Below are 14,676 nucleotides of genomic sequence, written 5' to 3'. Positions count from 1 at the left end.
CCCCAGGGAGAAGTTGCTGCGCGCGGCTGGCCACCACGAGTCTTCGCCAAACCACTCCCTGTGGCTATGGGTCCCGGATCTGCGCTGCGCTTGTCCGGGACGACAGCGGTGTGTGAGGCAACCGCTCAAGCAGCGAGCCGAAACGTCACCCCACCGAGCAAGAACTCGTTGCCCGCAACCGCAAGTCCCTTCGCCTTTGCGGCGTGCAACACGCTCGCCGGATCAGCCACCTGAAACTCCAGCGCGCTCATGATCTCGCTGGCGCCCTTCACGAAGCGGAAGGTGGCATTGGGCAGTTTCAATTCGGCACCGCCACTCGGCGCGACCCCGATGATCTTCCCCCAATGTTCCGCGAGCCCCTGAGGATCCGGGCTCTGCATCTCCACGCCCGTCAGCGCCTGCGTCACGTCCTTGCGGATGAACTTTTGCCAGTCCGGCCCCGCGGGCGGGTACGGCCCCAGAATATCGTCGCTGCCTTTGGTATGGTTGAACTCGATGAAGGCGGCGCGGCAGTCGCGGGGGTGGAGCTGCACGCCGTGATAGGGCGCGTGGTCGATCACGTTGGCGGTGCGCACGCCCATCGCATTAGCGTTGCGGCCGCGTTCGTCCGGATCGTTGCAGCAGAAGATCGCCATATAGCCGCCGCGGCCGCCGGTCTTCTCGATGAAGCGGCCGGCGGTGGTGCCGCCCTTGAACGGCGCGACAACCTCCAGCAGGATCGTGTCGACCGGGAGCAGCGCGTTCTCCAGGCCGTATTTGGCGACATTGCCATCGCGGTAGCAGACGTCGAGGCCCATGATCCCGGCGATGTCGGAGGCCACAGGCGCGAGCTGCGGCGCGACGAGGCAGATCTGCCGGAGCCGCACATAGGGCGCCATCGTCATGCGCCCTTGAAGGTCGGCTTGCGCTTTTCGACGAAGGCCTTCGCGGCTTCCTTGTGATCCTCGGTGTCGCTGCAACGGGTGTGATGGATCGCCTCGCCGTCGAAGCAATCTTCCAGCGCCAGATGCTCAGCGTTGTTGATGTTGCGCTTGATGAAGCCGAGCGCGATCGATGGGCCCTGCGCCAGCGACAGCGCGAGCTCGTGTGCGGCGGCATCGATCTCGGCGTCGGGCACCACCTTCGTCACCATCCCGATCGCATGCGCCTCCTTCGCCGTCAGCACCGGCGACATCAGATAGAGCTCGCGCGCCCGCGCGCTGCCGAGCAGCTGCGTCAGGAAATAGGTGCCGCCATAATCGCCGGAGAAGCCGACCTTGGCGAAGGCGGTCGTGATCTTGCAGGATTCGCTCGCGATGCGCAGGTCGCAGGACAGCGCCATCGAAAGGCCGGCGCCGGCTGCCGCGCCGTCGAGCTGCGCCACCACGGGCTTCGGCATCTGGTGCAGGATGCGCGAGACCTCCATGCCGCGGCGCAGGTTCGCCATTTTCACTTCGAACGGCAGCGGCGCGCGGCCTGCCGCCATCGACTTGACGTCGCCGCCGACGCAGAACGAGCCGCCTGCGCCCTTGAACAGCACCGCGCGCACTTCGGGATCGTCGGCCGCGCGCCGCGCGGCTTCGACTAATCCTGCGACCATGTCGGGGTTGAGCGCGTTCTTCCGCTCCGGGCGGTTCATCGTGATGGTGAGTAGCCCGCCTTCGAGCTTTTGCAGGACCATGTCGTTCATGGGACGCCTCCCTTGTTGTTGTTTTGCTCCGTCATTCCGGGGAGCGACGAAGTCGCGAGCCCGGAATCCATTTCTCGACAGTCACTGCGGCCCGTCGTGACTCACGTCACGACGTCATTTCTTCACCAGCGGGCAGCGCGACTGCTCCAGCGACTGGAACGCCTCGTTGCCGGGCACGGTGGCGAGCAGCTTGTAGTCGTCCCAGCGGCCCTTGGACTCAGAAGGCTTCTTGACCTCGAACAGGTACATGTCGTGGATCATGCGACCGTCCTCGCGGATCTTGCCGTTCTTGGCGAAGAAGTCGTTGATCGGCGTCTCCTTCATCACCTTGATGACCGCAGCCGAGTCGGTCGTCCCCGCGGCCTTCACGGCCTTCAGGTAATGCGTGACGGACGAATAGACGCCGGCCTGCGCCGAGGTCGGCACGCGCTTGGTGCGCTCCATGAACCGCTTCGAGAACGCGCGCGTGTCGTCGTTGAGGTCCCAGTAGAAGGCTTCGGCGAGCAGCAGGCCCTGCGCAGTCTCCAGCCCGATCGAATCGATGTCGGAGACGAAGGCGAGCAGCGGCGAGACCTTCTGGCCGCCCTTGGTGATGCCGAACTCGGCCGCCTGCTTGATGGCGTTGACGGTATCGCCGCCCGCGTTGGCAAGGCCAATCACCTTGGCTTTGGACGCTTGAGCCTGGAGCAGGAACGACGAGAAATCCGACGTGTTGAGCGGATGGCGCACGGCGCCGAGCACCTTGCCGCCGGTCTTGGTGACGACGGCGCTGGTGTCCTTCTCCAGGTCCTGGCCGAAGGCGTAGTCGGCGGTGAGGAAGAACCAGCTATCGAGGCCGGACTTCACGGCGGCAAGACCGGTGACGTTGGCCTGGCCGTAAGTGTCGAACACATAGTGGATGGTGTAGGGACCGCAGGCCTCGTTGGTGAGACGGATCGAGCCCGGGCCGTTGAACATAATGATCTTGTTGCGCGCTTTCGCGATCTCGCCGGCGGCGAGCGCAGTGGCCGAAGCCGCGACGTCGTAGATCATCTCGACGCCCTGGTTGTCGAGCATGTCGCGGGCGATGTTGGCGGACAGGTCAGCCTTGTTGAGATGGTCGGCCGCCAGCACCTGGATCTTGCGTCCCAGCACCTCGCCGCCAAAATCTTCGACGGCCATCTTGGCCGCGGTCTCGCTGCCGGGACCGGTGATGTCGGCATAGAGGCTCGACATGTCGAGGATGCCGCCGATCTTCAGCGGCGGCTTGTCCTGGGCCTGCGCGGCGGCGCTCGCACTCAGGGCAAACGCTGCGGCAAAAATGCCCGACAAAATATGCTTCATCGAAAAAGACCTCCCTTATCGCGCCGTACTCTGATGGCGGCTTGGTTATTGCTCTTGGCTATCGCTATTGCCGCAATCATGCCGCATGCGCGAGAGCGCAGCAAGCGCAGGTGCGTTACGAAGCGGCGATTGGCGCGCGCGTTTTCCGCAAAGCGGAATGGTCGGCTACGGATAATTGTTTCTCCGTCATTACTGTCAGAGCGAAGCAATCCAGAATCTTCCGCGGCGGGACTGCTTCGCTGGCTCGCAATGACGGAGCGTGACGAAGCCTCTTCGCGAGGCGCTACGCTTGAGTTAAGACTGGCACTCAACGCAACCTCTCCGGGCAACGTGACGCGACTGTTTCACTTCATCGTCGCATTTCTTCTCGCCGCGGCTCACACTGCGTTCGCCGCCCCGTGCCAATTCGAGACTCAAGGCGAGGGCCGCGTCGCGGCGATGGTCGACGCCCGCAGCGTGCGTCTCGATGACGGCCGCGAAGTGCGCCTCACCGGAATCGAACCGACCGCGACGACGAAGCAGGCACTGACCTCGCTGCTCGTCGGGCGCGACGTGAGTCTGCGGAGCGCGGACGACACGCCCGACCGCTACGGCCGCCAAGCTGCGTTCATATTTGCCGGCGACGGCGGCATCTCCGTGCAGGCCGTGCTGCTCGCCCAGGGCGACGCCCTCGTCTCCGCCGAGATCGCGGACAAGGACTGCGCGGCGGCCTTGATGGCGGCGGAGACCGAGGCGCGGCGCCAAAAAAAGGGCAACTGGGCTGACCCGTCGGCCATAAAAAACGCGGAAAGTCCGGACGATATTTTGGCGGGGATCGGGCGCTTTATGGTGGTCGAGGGCAAAGTCCTGTCGGTCCGGCAAGCTGGGGCAATGACGTACCTCAACTTCGGACGAAACTGGACACGCGGCTTTGCCGTGACTATTTCAAAGCGCACGCAACCCGCGTTCGAAAACGCCGGGATTACTCTTAAGTCCCTGGAAAATAGACGGATTCGCGTCCGGGGCTGGGTCGAGGGAAATGCAGGGCCGCGCATCGATGTGCGCCTTGCGGGGCAGGTCGAGCTGCTGGGCGCAAACGAGCCGACAGGGGTAAGGCCCTAAAAAGGGCCAGGCACGGGTTAAGCGACGTGAATGGGGTGCTAGAACGGCACGTATGGAGTGAACGCCGCCGCCTGCGGGCTGCACCGGCCGCGCTGTGCCTCGTGCTGGGCTCGGCCCTTGCCGGTTGCGGCGACATGAACCGGTTCCAGACCGCGGCGGCCCCACCGACCGTGGCGATACCCAAGCCGAAACCGGCTGTCGCGCAGACCCCCGCCACCGAAAAAGAGCACGAGCGCATCCTGGCGAGCTACGGCGGGACCTATGACGACCCCAGGCTCGAATCGCTCGTCAGCAAGACCGTCGACCGGCTCGTCGCGGCGTCCGACCGCCCCGACCAGGGCTACAAGGTCACCATCCTCAATTCCGGCGCCGTGAACGCGTTCGCGCTGCCGAACGGCCAGCTCTATGTCACCCGCGGCCTGCTCGCGCTCGCCAGCGACACCTCGGAATTGTCCTCCGTGCTCAGCCATGAGATGGCGCATGTGCTGTCCAAGCACGCCGCGATGCGCGAGGACCAGGCGCGCCAGGCCGCCATCGTCACCCGCGTCGTCACCGACATGAGCAACGATCCCGATCTCACCGCGCTTGCGCTGGCCAAGACCAAGCTCACCATGGCGAGCTTTTCGCGCAACCAGGAGTTCGAGGCCGACGGCATCGGCGTCGGCCTTTCCGCCAAGGCACATTTCGACCCCTATGGCGCCGCCCGCTTCCTCTCGGCGATGGAGCGCAATGCCGAGCTCAAGGTCGGCAAGACCTCGCTCGATCCGCGCGCGCAAGATTTCACCTCGTCGCATCCGGCCACCCCCGAGCGCGTGCAGAATGCGCAGACCATCGCACGGCAATATGCGGCGCCCGAGGGCGCCGAGCGCGACCGCGAGACCTACCTCGCCGCGATCGACAACCTCGTCTATGGCGAAGACCCCAGCGAAGGTTTTGTCCGCGGCCGGCGTTTCCTGCACCCGAAACTCGGCTTCACCTTCCAGGCGCCGGACAATTTCACGCTCGACAACACCGCGCAGGCGGTGATCGGCGTGCGCGACGGCGGCTCGCAGGCGATGCGCTTCGACGTCGTGCGGGTGCCGGCCGAGCAGTCGCTCGGCGATTACCTGAATTCCGGCTGGATGGAGGGCGTCGAGAAGGCCTCCACCGAAGACATCACCATCAACGGTTTTCCGGCTGCGTCCGCCACCGCCAAGGGCGATCAGTGGCAGTTCAAGGTCTATGCGTTGCGCTTCGGCAGCGACGTCTATCGCTTCATCTTCGCGACACGGCAGAAATCGACCGAGAGCGAGCGCAACGCGCGCGAGACCGTCAATTCATTCCGCCGCCTGACGCTCGACGAGATTCAGGCCGCGCGGCCCCTGCGCATCAAGGTCATCACCGTGCAGCCCGGCGACACCGTGGAATCGCTCTCCCACCGCATGGCCGGCGTCGATCATCCCGCCGAACGCTTCCGCGTGCTCAACGGGCTCGATCGCAACGCTCAGGTGAAGGTGCGGGATCGCGTGAAGGTCGTGGCGGATTGACGCGCGCCAAACGCGAACCAGGGATCTCGAGCCACAAAGACAGTGCCGTAGGGTGGGCAAAGGCGCGTAGCGCCGTGCCCACGACCCGTCAATGATAGCGACAGATGGTGGGCACGCTTCGCTTTGCCCACCCTACGAGACTCCGAATCCGACTTTGCGGCGACTACCGCGCCTTTTCCTTCAGAAACGCGATGATATCAGCACGATCCTGCGCGTCCGGGACGTCGAAAAACATCTTGGTTTCCGGCACCATGGCCTGCGGTCCGGCCAGCCATTTGTCGAGATTGTCCTCGGTCCAGACGATCCCTGAGTTCTTCAGATCGGCCGAATAGTCATAGCCGGGCACGCTACCCGCCTTGCGACCGACCACGCCCTTGTGCATCGGGCCGACAGCGTTCTCATTGATGGAGTGACAATCTGCGCAGCCCTTGTAGAGCGTTTGGCCGCGCGCGACGTTGCCGGTGGCGTGGGCAAGCCCGGTCGAGAAAACGATCGCGACGATGGTGAGGACCAGGCTTACGGTGAGGACTAGGCTTGCAAAACTTTGCTTTGGACGGGATTGGACCGGACGTTCATGAGATCTCCTGCTTGCGTCGCCGCAAACAGGATCGTCCGGCCCGAGTTTTATTCCCGTCCGCTGGACGCGGCTTAAGCGCCCGCGTCCATATCGCCCGCCTCGCGCTGGCCGCTGAGCCAGAGTGCGAGCAGGGTCCAGAACGCGCCCGACAGCAGATAGGCACCCGACGCGATGACGCCGAGATTGGTGGCGAGCAGAAGCGCCACCAACGGCGCGAAGCCGGCACCGAACAGCCAGGCCATATCCGAGGTCAGCGCGGAAGCCGTATAGCGGTACGCCTGCCGAAAGTTCGAGGCGATCGCGCCCGAGGACTGGCCGAAGGAGAGACCCAGCAGGATGAAACCGATCACCATGTAGATGGTCTCACCGAACGCGCCGGCATCGAGCAGCTGCGGAGCAAAACCGCTGTAGATCGCGATCGCGATGGCCGATCCCATCAGCAGCGATTTGCGGCCGACGCGGTCGGCGATGATGCCGGAGGCCACGATCGCCGCGACGCCGAACACGGCGGCGACGATCTCGATGATCAGGAAGCGCACCGGGCTTTCGCGGGTGAACAGGAACACCCAGGACAGCGGAAACACCGTGACCATGTGGAACAGCGCGAAGCTTGCGAGCGGCGCGAATGCGCCGAGCATGATGTTGTGGCCTTCGCGTGCGACAGTTTCGGAAATGCGCGAGGGCTGGAGATCGCGATTTTCGAACAGCGAGGCATATTCTTCCGTCGTCACCATGCGCAGGCGTGCGAACAGCGCCACGACGTTGATGGCGAAGGCAACGAAGAACGGATAGCGCCAGCCCCAGTCGAAGAAGTCGTCGGCCGAGAGGTTGCCGGCGAAATAGGCGAACAGCGCGCTCGCCACGATCAGCCCGAGCGGAGCGCCGAGTTGCGGCACCATGGCGTACCAGCCCCGCTTCGAAGCCGGCGCATTCAACGCCAGCAGCGAAGCCAGACCATCCCAGGCGCCGCCCCAGGCCAGACCCTGCGCGATACGCGCCAGCGCCAGCAGCCAGATCGCCGCAACGCCGATGTCGTGATAGCCGGGCAGGAACGCGAGCGCGACGGTGGCGGTGCCGAGCAGGAACAGCGCCGAGACCAGCTTGGCGGTTTTGCCGTACTCGCGATCGACCGTCATGAAAATGACGGTTCCGATCGGCCGGGCCACGAAGGCCAGCGCGAAGATCATGAAGGAATAGAGGGTGCCGGTCAGCTCGCTGGTGAACGGGAACACGAGGCGCGGAAATACGATCACCGAGGCGATCGCGTAGACGAAGAAGTCGAAGAATTCCGAGGTGCGGCCGATGATAACGCCGATGGCGATCTCGCCGGGACTGGCCTGGTCGTGGCCGTGCTCGCCCGAGTGGATATCTGCCATTGCGGGGGTCTGTGCCGTCGCCATGCGTGCGCCCTTAACGTCCTGAAAACCAAAGCCGACCGCCCGGCGGGGCGCCAGGCAATCTACCCTTGTCTGACCCAACATTCCGCACTGCAACATTGGACAAATTGTCCAATGTCCGGATTGTTGCGCCGCAGCTACCCCTTGGCCCCGCAAAGGAAACTCATTCTCATAAGGCTCGGCCCGTGTCCCGTCTCAAGATCCTGGCGCTGCTACCTCTGGCGGCTGCGCTCAGCGGCTGCAACTACGTCGTGCTGGCGCCTGCCGGCGATATCGCAGCGCAACAGCGCGACCTCGTCATCATCTCCACCGTCCTGATGCTCCTGATCGTCGTCCCCGTGATGGCGCTGACGGTGCTGTTCGCCTGGCGCTACCGCCAGTCCAACACCTCGGCCCGCTACGAGCCGGATTGGGACCACTCGACCAAGCTCGAGCTGGTGATCTGGTCGGCGCCGCTGCTGATCATCATCTGCCTGGGCGCGCTGACCTGGATGGGCACGCATCTGCTCGACCCCTACCGCACGCTCGGCCGCATCCATGCCGACCGCGCCCTCGACCAGTCCAAGGCCCCGCTCGAGGTCGATGTCGTCGCGCTCGACTGGAAGTGGCTCTTCATCTATCCAGACTACGGTATCGCCACCGTCAACGACCTGGCAGCTCCGGTCGATCGTCCGATCAACTTCCGCATCACCGCGTCTTCGGTGATGAACTCGTTCTACATCCCCGCACTCGCCGGCCAGATCTACGCGATGCCGGGGATGGAGACGAAGCTCCACGCCGTGGTGAACCACGCCGGCACCTACAAGGGCTTTTCGGCGAACTACAGCGGCGCCGGCTTCTCCGGCATGCACTTCAACTTCCAGGGCCTCGACGACAAGGGCTTTGACGCCTGGATCGCCAGCGCCAAGTCCGCCGGCGGCTCGCTCGGCCGCGCCGAATATCTCCAGTTGGAGAAGCCCAGCCAGAACGAGCCGGTGCGCCGCTACGGCACCATCGATTCCGATCTCTACCGCCTGATCCTCAACATGTGCGTCGAGACCGGCAAGATGTGCCAGAGCGAGATGATGGCGATCGACGCCAAGGGCGGCAGCGGCCATGAGGGCCTGAACAACACCCTGCCGCTGGCCTACGACAAGTACGCCCGCCGCGGCAGCGCGCTCGGGCCGGAGCCGACCTTCGTCGCCGGCACCTGCACGCCCGATGCGCCGCAGGGCAAGACCACCGCCTCCATCACGGCCCCCGCCGACACCGCGCCGCTGCTCGGCGCCGGCCTGAAGCGGCCGACTTTCACGCCGCTGAAGTCCTCGTCCTTCTTCCTCGGACAGCGTCCGAAGTCAGACTCCTAAAGAGATCCCGCATGTCTCCTGATCTTCTCAAGCTCATCTTCGGCCGGCTCGGCTTCGAATCGCTGCCGCTGCACGAGCCGATCGTCGTCGGCACCTTCGCGGTGGTCGCACTCGGCGGCGCCACGCTGCTCGCCGGCCTCACCTATTTCCGCCTCTGGGGCTATCTCTGGCGCGAATGGTTCACCACCGTGGACCACAAGCGTATCGGCATCATGTACATGATCCTCGGCATCGTGATGCTGCTGCGCGGCTTCGCGGACGCGCTGATGATGCGCGGCCAGCAGATGCTCGCGTTCAACGGCTCCGAAGGCTATCTCAACGCCCATCACTACGACCAGGTCTTCACCGCCCACGGCGTGATCATGATCTTCTTCGTGGCGATGCCGCTGGTGACGGGCCTGATGAACTATGTCGTGCCGCTCCAGATCGGCGCACGCGACGTGTCGTTCCCGTTCCTGAACAATTTCAGCTTCTGGATGACGGTCGGCGGCGCGGTGCTGGTGATGGCCTCGCTGTTCATCGGCGAATTCGCCCGCACCGGCTGGCTGGCTTATCCGCCGCTGTCGAACATCGGCTACAGTCCTGACGTCGGCGTCGACTATTACATCTGGGCGCTGCAGGTCGCCGGCGTCGGCACGACGTTATCCGGCATCAACCTGATCTGCACCATCGTCAAGCTGCGGTGCCCCGGCATGACCATGATGAAGATGCCGGTCTTCACCTGGACCTCGCTCTGCACCAACATCCTGATCGTCGCCTCCTTCCCCGTTCTGACCGTCGTGCTCGCGCTGCTCTCGCTCGACCGCTACGTCGGCACCAACTTCTTCACGAACGATTTCGGTGGCAGCCCGATGATGTACGTGAACCTGATCTGGATCTGGGGCCACCCCGAGGTCTACATCCTGGTTCTCCCCGCCTTCGGCGTCTTCTCGGAAGTCACCTCGACCTTCTCCGGCAAGCGCCTGTTCGGCTACACCTCGATGGTCTACGCCACCGTGGTCATCACCATCCTGTCGTACCTGGTGTGGCTGCACCACTTCTTCACGATGGGCTCTGGCGCCAGCGTCAACTCGTTCTTCGGCATCACCACGATGATCATCTCGATCCCGACGGGCGCGAAGATGTTCAACTGGCTGTTCACGATGTATCGCGGCCGTATCCGCTACGAGCTGCCGATGTTGTGGACGATCGCGTTCATGCTGACCTTTGTGCTCGGCGGCATGACCGGCGTGCTGCTCGCGGTACCGCCGGCCGACTTCGTCCTGCACAACAGCCTGTTCCTGATCGCGCACTTCCACAACGTGATCATCGGCGGCGTGGTGTTCGGCGCGTTCGCCGGAATCAACTACTGGTTCCCGAAGGCGTTCGGCTTCAAGCTCGATGTGTTCTGGGGCAAGCTGTCGTTCTGGTTCTGGGTCGTCGGCTTCTACCTCGCCTTCATGCCGCTCTACGTGCTCGGCCTGATGGGCGTGACCCGCCGCCTGCGCGTGTTCGACGATCCGTCTCTCCAGATCTGGTTCGTCATCGCCGCGATCGGTGCCTTCCTCGTCTTCCTCGGCATCCTCAGCATGCTGATGCAGTTCGCGGTCTCTTTCCTCAAGCGCGAGCAGCTCAAGGACGTCACCGGCGATCCCTGGGATGCGCGCACGCTGGAATGGGCGACCTCCTCCCCGCCGCCGGACTACAACTTCGCCTTCACCCCCGTCGTTCACGACAATGACGCGTGGTGGGACATGAAGAAGCGCGGCTACCAGCGTCCGCTCACCGGGTTCAGGCCGATCCACATGCCCAGCAGCACCGGCACCGGCATCATCCTCGCCGGCTTCGCCACCGCGATGGGATTCGGCCTGATCTGGTACATCTGGTGGCTGGCGGCGGCGAGCTTCATCGCGATGCTCGTCGTCGGGATCGGTCACACCTTCAACTATCACCGCGACTTCGACATTCCGGCTGAAGACGTCATCCGGACCGAGGACGCGCGCACCAAACTGCTGGCCGGAGCCAAGTAAATGACTGTCGCTGTCAATCCCGCCCAGACCGGCGAGCCGCTGTTCTACCTCGCCGACGAACATCCGCATCCGGAAGGCTACAGCACCTCGCTTGGCTTCTGGATCTACCTGATGAGCGACTGTCTCATCTTCGCGATGCTGTTCGCCGCCTTCGGCGTGCTCGGCGGCAACTACGCCGCCGGCCCCGCCCCGAAGGACCTGTTCGAGCTGCCGCTGGTCGCGGTGAACACCTCGATGCTGCTGCTGTCGTCGATCACCTATGGCTTTGCCATGCTGACGATGCAGCAGAACAAGATCGCCCAGACGCAGATGTGGCTGGCGATCACCGGCATGTTCGGCCTCGCCTTCATCGGCATCGAGCTCTCCGAGTTCGCCCACATGATCCATGAAGGCGCGACGCCGCAGCGCAGCGCCTTCCTGTCCGCCTTCTTCACCCTGGTCGGCACCCACGGCCTGCACGTCTCCTGCGGCCTGATCTGGCTGGTGACCCTGATGGTGCAGGTCTGGAAGTTCGGCCTGATCGAAGCCAACCGCCGCCGCCTGATGTGCCTGTCGATGTTCTGGCACTTCCTCGATGTGGTCTGGATCGGCGTCTTCACCTTCGTCTATCTCCTGGGAGTTCTGCGATGAGCACCGATACCCACGCCGCCCACGCGGACGGCCATCACCACAGCGACGACCACGCCCACAGCACGTTCTCGGGCTACATGCTCGGCTTCGTGCTCTCGGTGGTGCTCACCGCGATCCCGTTCTGGCTGGTGATGAGCGGCACACTGCCGAGCAAGCAGATCACCGCGCTGGTCATCATGGCCTTCGCGGTCGTGCAGATCGTCGTGCACATGATCTACTTCCTGCACATGAGCCCCAAGTCGGAGAACGGCTGGACCATGATGGCGCTGATCTTCACCATCGTCATGGTGGTGATCGCGCTGTCCGGTTCGCTGTGGGTGATGAACCACCTCAACAGCAACATGATGCCGATGCACGAGATGACGGGAATGAAGTGAGCGAGATCCGGACCGTGACGAGCGAGGCAGAGGACGCAGGCCGCAAGGCTGCGCGTCCGCGCCTGTGGCTCACGGTCCTCTCGCTCGCTGCGTTCGTCATTCTGATCGCGCTCGGTGTCGGGCAGATCGAGCGGCGCGCCTGGAAGCTGGCGCTGATCGACCGCGTCGAGCAGCGCGTCCATGCCCCGGCCCAGCCGATCCCGTCGCCCGCGGCCTGGCCGACCGTCTCCACAGCAAACGACGAATACAGGCACGTCAGCGTCACCGGCCGTTTCCTGCATGACCGCGAGACACTGGTTCAGGCCGTCACCGAAGAAGGCCCCGGCTATTGGGTGCTGACGCCGCTTCAGCGCGACGACGGCTCGCTTGTCCTGGTCAACCGCGGCTTTGTGCCGTCCGAGCGGCGCGACGCATCGACGCGCCAGGGCGGCAATCCGAACGGCCAGGTCGAGATCACCGGCCTGCTACGCATGACCGAGCCGAAGGGCGGATTCTTGCGGAACAACGTGCCCCAGCACAACCGCTGGTACTCGCGGGATGTCGCCGCGATTGCGGCAACGCGCGGCCTCCACGATGTCGCGCCCTTCTTCATCGATGCTGACGGCGGATCACAAACCACCGGCGGGCCGATCGGCGGATTGACCGTGATCCGCTTTCCCAATAACCACCTGATCTATGCGCTGACGTGGTTTGCCCTGGCGTTCATGCTGGCCGGTAAACTTCTCGTCACATTCGGCGGCGGGCTGTTCCGCCGCAAGCGCTTCGTCCACGAACCGGCCGGCGGCCCCGATGCCACCGCCCGCAGGACGGGATCAGATGCTGGAACGATCGTCGAATCTACCTGACGACGGAATGACGCATGACGCCGTCACGCTGCAATCGCAGGCAGACGCGCGCAGCGAGCTGATCGGCGTTGCGCCGACCGACGACGAGACCAACCGCAAGAACATGGCGCTGCTGATCCAGCTGCGCTGGACCGCGGTGGTCGGCCAGATCGTGACCATCGGCGGCGTGCATTTCGGCCTGGGTATTCCCCTGCCATTGGAACGGATGGGCGCGGTCATCGGCGCGCTGCTGCTGCTCAACGTCTCCAGCCTCGTCTGGGTGCGCCATCGCGCGGCGATCACCAACAACGAGCTGCTGGTCGCCTTGATGCTCGACGTCGCCGCGCTGACCGCGCAGCTCTACCTCAGCGGCGGCGCCACCAATCCCTTCACCTCGCTGTTCCTGCTCCAGGTCACGCTGGGCGCGGTGCTGCTCGATGGCCGCTCGACCTGGTCGCTGGTCGCACTGACCTGCGCGAGTTTCATCTGGCTGACCATGGCCTACCGGCCGCTCGACCTGCCGCCGAACCCGATCAGCGAGGCCTACAGTCTCACCGTGACCGGCATGCTGCTGGGCTTCGTCCTCAACGCCGTGCTGCTGGTCGTGTTCGTCACCCGCATCAACAGGAATTTGCGCGAGCGCGATGCGCATCTGGCGGCACTGCGCCAGCATGCGGCCGAACAGGACCACATCGTCCGCATGGGCCTGCTCGCCTCCGGCGCGGCGCATGAGCTCGGCACGCCGCTCGCCTCGCTCTCGGTGATCCTCAGCGACTGGCGCCGCATGCCCGATCTCGCCGCCGATCAGGAGCTTGCCGAGGATCTCGCGGAGATGGAAACCTCCCTGCAACGCTGCAAGACCATCGTGACGGGCATCCTGGTGTCGGCGGGCGAGGCGCGCGGCGAAGGCTCCTCGCCGACGACGGTGACGGCCTTCGTCACCGCGCTGGTGGACGAGTGGCGCGATGCGCGCTCGGCCCGCACGCTCTATTTCGTCAACACGTTCGGCGAGGACGTCGCGATCGTCTCCGACGTCGCGCTGAAGCAGGTGATCTTCAACGTGCTCGACAATGCCTATGAGGTCTCGCGCGAATGGGTGGAGCTGCTGGCCGAGCGCGAGGGCGACAATCTCGTGCTGTCGATCAGCGATCGCGGCCCGGGCTTTGCGCCGGAGATGCTGGCGCAGCTCGGGAAACCCTATCACTCGAGCAAGGGCCGCGCCGGCGGCGGGCTCGGCCTGTTCCTGGTGGTGAACGTCGTGCGCAAGCTCGGCGGGAGCGTGACCGCCGAGAACCACAGGAAGCGCGGCGCCACCGTCCGCCTGACGCTGCCGCTCGCAACGCTCGCGATCGGAGGAAATTTTGACGCCTGACCGTTCGCTCATCGTCGTCGAGGACGATGCCGGCTTCGCGCGCACGCTGAAACGCTCGTTCGAGCGCCGCGGCTACGACGTCGTCCTCGCAGCTTCGATCGAAGAGGTGCGGAAGGTGCTGGAGGAGCGATCCTTTGGACACGCGGTGGTCGATCTCAAGCTCGGTGGCGCCTCGGGCCTCGCCTGCGTCGAGCTGCTGCACACGCATGATCCGGAGATGCTGATCGTGGTGCTGACCGGGTTTGCCAGCATCTCCACCGCCGTCGAGGCGATCAAGCTCGGCGCCTGCCACTACCTCGCAAAGCCGTCGAACACCGACGATATCGAAGCCGCCTTCAACAAGGCCGAAGGCAACGCCGAAGTCGCACTCGATGCACGGCCGACCTCGATCAAGACGCTGGAATGGGAGCGCATCCACCAGACGCTGATCGAGACCGATTTCAACATCTCGGAAGCGGCAAGAAGGCTGGGCATGCACCGGCGCACGCTGGCAAGGAAGCTCGAGAAGCGGCCGGTGAAGTGAGC

At 64.5% G+C, this 14,676-nt stretch carries 14 protein-coding genes; 9 read left to right on the top strand and 5 right to left on the bottom strand.

Annotated features, from left to right (window positions below):
• Nucleotides 1–125 precede the first annotated feature (125 nt).
• The 3 genes from AB7008_RS03720 to AB7008_RS03710 form a co-directional block, all read right to left on the bottom strand.
• Nucleotides 126–878: a hypothetical protein gene (locus tag AB7008_RS03720; RefSeq protein WP_304494313.1), complete on the bottom strand. Its 753-nt coding sequence runs from the start codon at nt 876–878 to the stop codon at nt 126–128.
• Nucleotides 879–880: 2 nt separating this feature from the next.
• Complete coding sequence (locus AB7008_RS03715; protein ID WP_038943861.1) at nt 881–1,669, bottom strand: enoyl-CoA hydratase; 789 nt, start codon at nt 1,667–1,669, stop codon at nt 881–883.
• A 114-nt stretch (nt 1,670–1,783) separates the two neighbouring features.
• A complete protein-coding gene (locus AB7008_RS03710; RefSeq protein WP_028151369.1) occupies nt 1,784–2,992 on the bottom strand; it encodes an ABC transporter substrate-binding protein in 1,209 nt (402 codons plus the stop codon).
• Between the two features lie 249 nt (nt 2,993–3,241).
• Between AB7008_RS03710 and AB7008_RS03705 the strand changes: the two genes are divergently transcribed.
• Complete coding sequence (locus AB7008_RS03705; protein WP_304492491.1) at nt 3,242–4,093, top strand: thermonuclease family protein; 852 nt, start codon at nt 3,242–3,244, stop codon at nt 4,091–4,093.
• Between the two features lie 134 nt (nt 4,094–4,227).
• Nucleotides 4,228–5,619 (top strand): M48 family metalloprotease, encoded by a 1,392-nt coding sequence (locus tag AB7008_RS03700; RefSeq protein WP_247316509.1) that lies wholly within the window; start codon nt 4,228–4,230, stop codon nt 5,617–5,619.
• Between the two features lie 163 nt (nt 5,620–5,782).
• Here AB7008_RS03700 and AB7008_RS03695 read toward each other — a convergent pair whose 3' ends face one another.
• On the bottom strand, nt 5,783–6,025 hold the full coding sequence (locus tag AB7008_RS03695) for a c-type cytochrome (protein WP_441261180.1): 243 nt from the start codon (nt 6,023–6,025) through the stop codon (nt 5,783–5,785).
• Between the two features lie 242 nt (nt 6,026–6,267).
• Complete coding sequence (locus AB7008_RS03690) at nt 6,268–7,596, bottom strand: MFS transporter (RefSeq protein WP_014490366.1); 1,329 nt, start codon at nt 7,594–7,596, stop codon at nt 6,268–6,270.
• A 182-nt stretch (nt 7,597–7,778) separates the two neighbouring features.
• Between AB7008_RS03690 and cyoA the strand changes: the two genes are divergently transcribed.
• Genes cyoA through AB7008_RS03655 form a run of 7 tightly spaced genes read left to right on the top strand, consistent with a single transcriptional unit; the run spans nt 7,779 to nt 14,674 of the window.
• Nucleotides 7,779–8,939 (top strand): ubiquinol oxidase subunit II, encoded by a 1,161-nt coding sequence (cyoA, locus tag AB7008_RS03685; RefSeq protein WP_441258448.1) that lies wholly within the window; start codon nt 7,779–7,781, stop codon nt 8,937–8,939.
• A gap of 11 nt (nt 8,940–8,950) precedes the next feature.
• A complete protein-coding gene (gene cyoB / locus AB7008_RS03680; protein WP_028159913.1) occupies nt 8,951–10,948 on the top strand; it encodes a cytochrome o ubiquinol oxidase subunit I in 1,998 nt (665 codons plus the stop codon).
• Nucleotides 10,949–11,578, top strand: coding sequence for a cytochrome o ubiquinol oxidase subunit III (cyoC, locus tag AB7008_RS03675; RefSeq protein ID WP_248881149.1), 630 nt, complete (start codon nt 10,949–10,951; stop codon nt 11,576–11,578). It begins immediately after the preceding gene.
• Nucleotides 11,575–11,955 carry a cytochrome o ubiquinol oxidase subunit IV gene (gene cyoD, locus AB7008_RS03670; protein ID WP_441258447.1) on the top strand — a complete coding sequence of 127 codons (381 nt, stop codon included), beginning with the start codon at nt 11,575–11,577 and terminating at the stop codon, nt 11,953–11,955. Before cyoC ends, cyoD begins: the two co-directional genes overlap by 4 nt.
• On the top strand, nt 11,952–12,800 hold the full coding sequence (locus tag AB7008_RS03665; RefSeq protein WP_441258446.1) for an SURF1 family protein: 849 nt from the start codon (nt 11,952–11,954) through the stop codon (nt 12,798–12,800). Before cyoD ends, AB7008_RS03665 begins: the two co-directional genes overlap by 4 nt.
• Nucleotides 12,772–14,151 carry an ATP-binding protein gene (locus tag AB7008_RS03660; RefSeq protein WP_028170100.1) on the top strand — a complete coding sequence of 460 codons (1,380 nt, stop codon included), beginning with the start codon at nt 12,772–12,774 and terminating at the stop codon, nt 14,149–14,151. Before AB7008_RS03665 ends, AB7008_RS03660 begins: the two co-directional genes overlap by 29 nt.
• On the top strand, nt 14,141–14,674 hold the full coding sequence (locus tag AB7008_RS03655; RefSeq protein ID WP_014490373.1) for a response regulator transcription factor: 534 nt from the start codon (nt 14,141–14,143) through the stop codon (nt 14,672–14,674). The genes AB7008_RS03660 and AB7008_RS03655 overlap by 11 nt, the downstream gene beginning before the upstream one ends.
• Nucleotides 14,675–14,676: the final 2 nt, after the last annotated feature.

Origin of the sequence: Bradyrhizobium sp. 521_C7_N1_3 (genome assembly GCF_052075975.1) — a bacterium.
GTDB classification, from domain to species: domain Bacteria; phylum Pseudomonadota; class Alphaproteobacteria; order Rhizobiales; family Xanthobacteraceae; genus Bradyrhizobium; species Bradyrhizobium japonicum.
Note: the sequence above shows the minus strand (reverse complement) of the source record. Positions and strands in the feature narration are given on the sequence as shown.

Coding starts and splice junctions, on each gene's coding strand:
- AB7008_RS03720 (WP_304494313.1), bottom strand. CDS start 878: ATGGCGCCCTATGTGCGGCTCCGGCAGATCTGCCTCGTCGCGCCGCAG.
- cyoD (WP_441258447.1), top strand. CDS start 11,575: ATGAGCACCGATACCCACGCCGCCCACGCGGACGGCCATCACCACAGC.
- AB7008_RS03700 (WP_247316509.1), top strand. CDS start 4,228: ATGAACCGGTTCCAGACCGCGGCGGCCCCACCGACCGTGGCGATACCC.
- cyoC (WP_248881149.1), top strand. CDS start 10,949: ATGACTGTCGCTGTCAATCCCGCCCAGACCGGCGAGCCGCTGTTCTAC.
- AB7008_RS03660 (WP_028170100.1), top strand. CDS start 12,772: ATGCTGGAACGATCGTCGAATCTACCTGACGACGGAATGACGCATGAC.
- AB7008_RS03715 (WP_038943861.1), bottom strand. CDS start 1,669: ATGAACGACATGGTCCTGCAAAAGCTCGAAGGCGGGCTACTCACCATC.
- AB7008_RS03705 (WP_304492491.1), top strand. CDS start 3,242: ATGACGGAGCGTGACGAAGCCTCTTCGCGAGGCGCTACGCTTGAGTTA.
- AB7008_RS03710 (WP_028151369.1), bottom strand. CDS start 2,992: ATGAAGCATATTTTGTCGGGCATTTTTGCCGCAGCGTTTGCCCTGAGT.
- cyoB (WP_028159913.1), top strand. CDS start 8,951: ATGTCTCCTGATCTTCTCAAGCTCATCTTCGGCCGGCTCGGCTTCGAA.
- AB7008_RS03690 (WP_014490366.1), bottom strand. CDS start 7,596: ATGGCGACGGCACAGACCCCCGCAATGGCAGATATCCACTCGGGCGAG.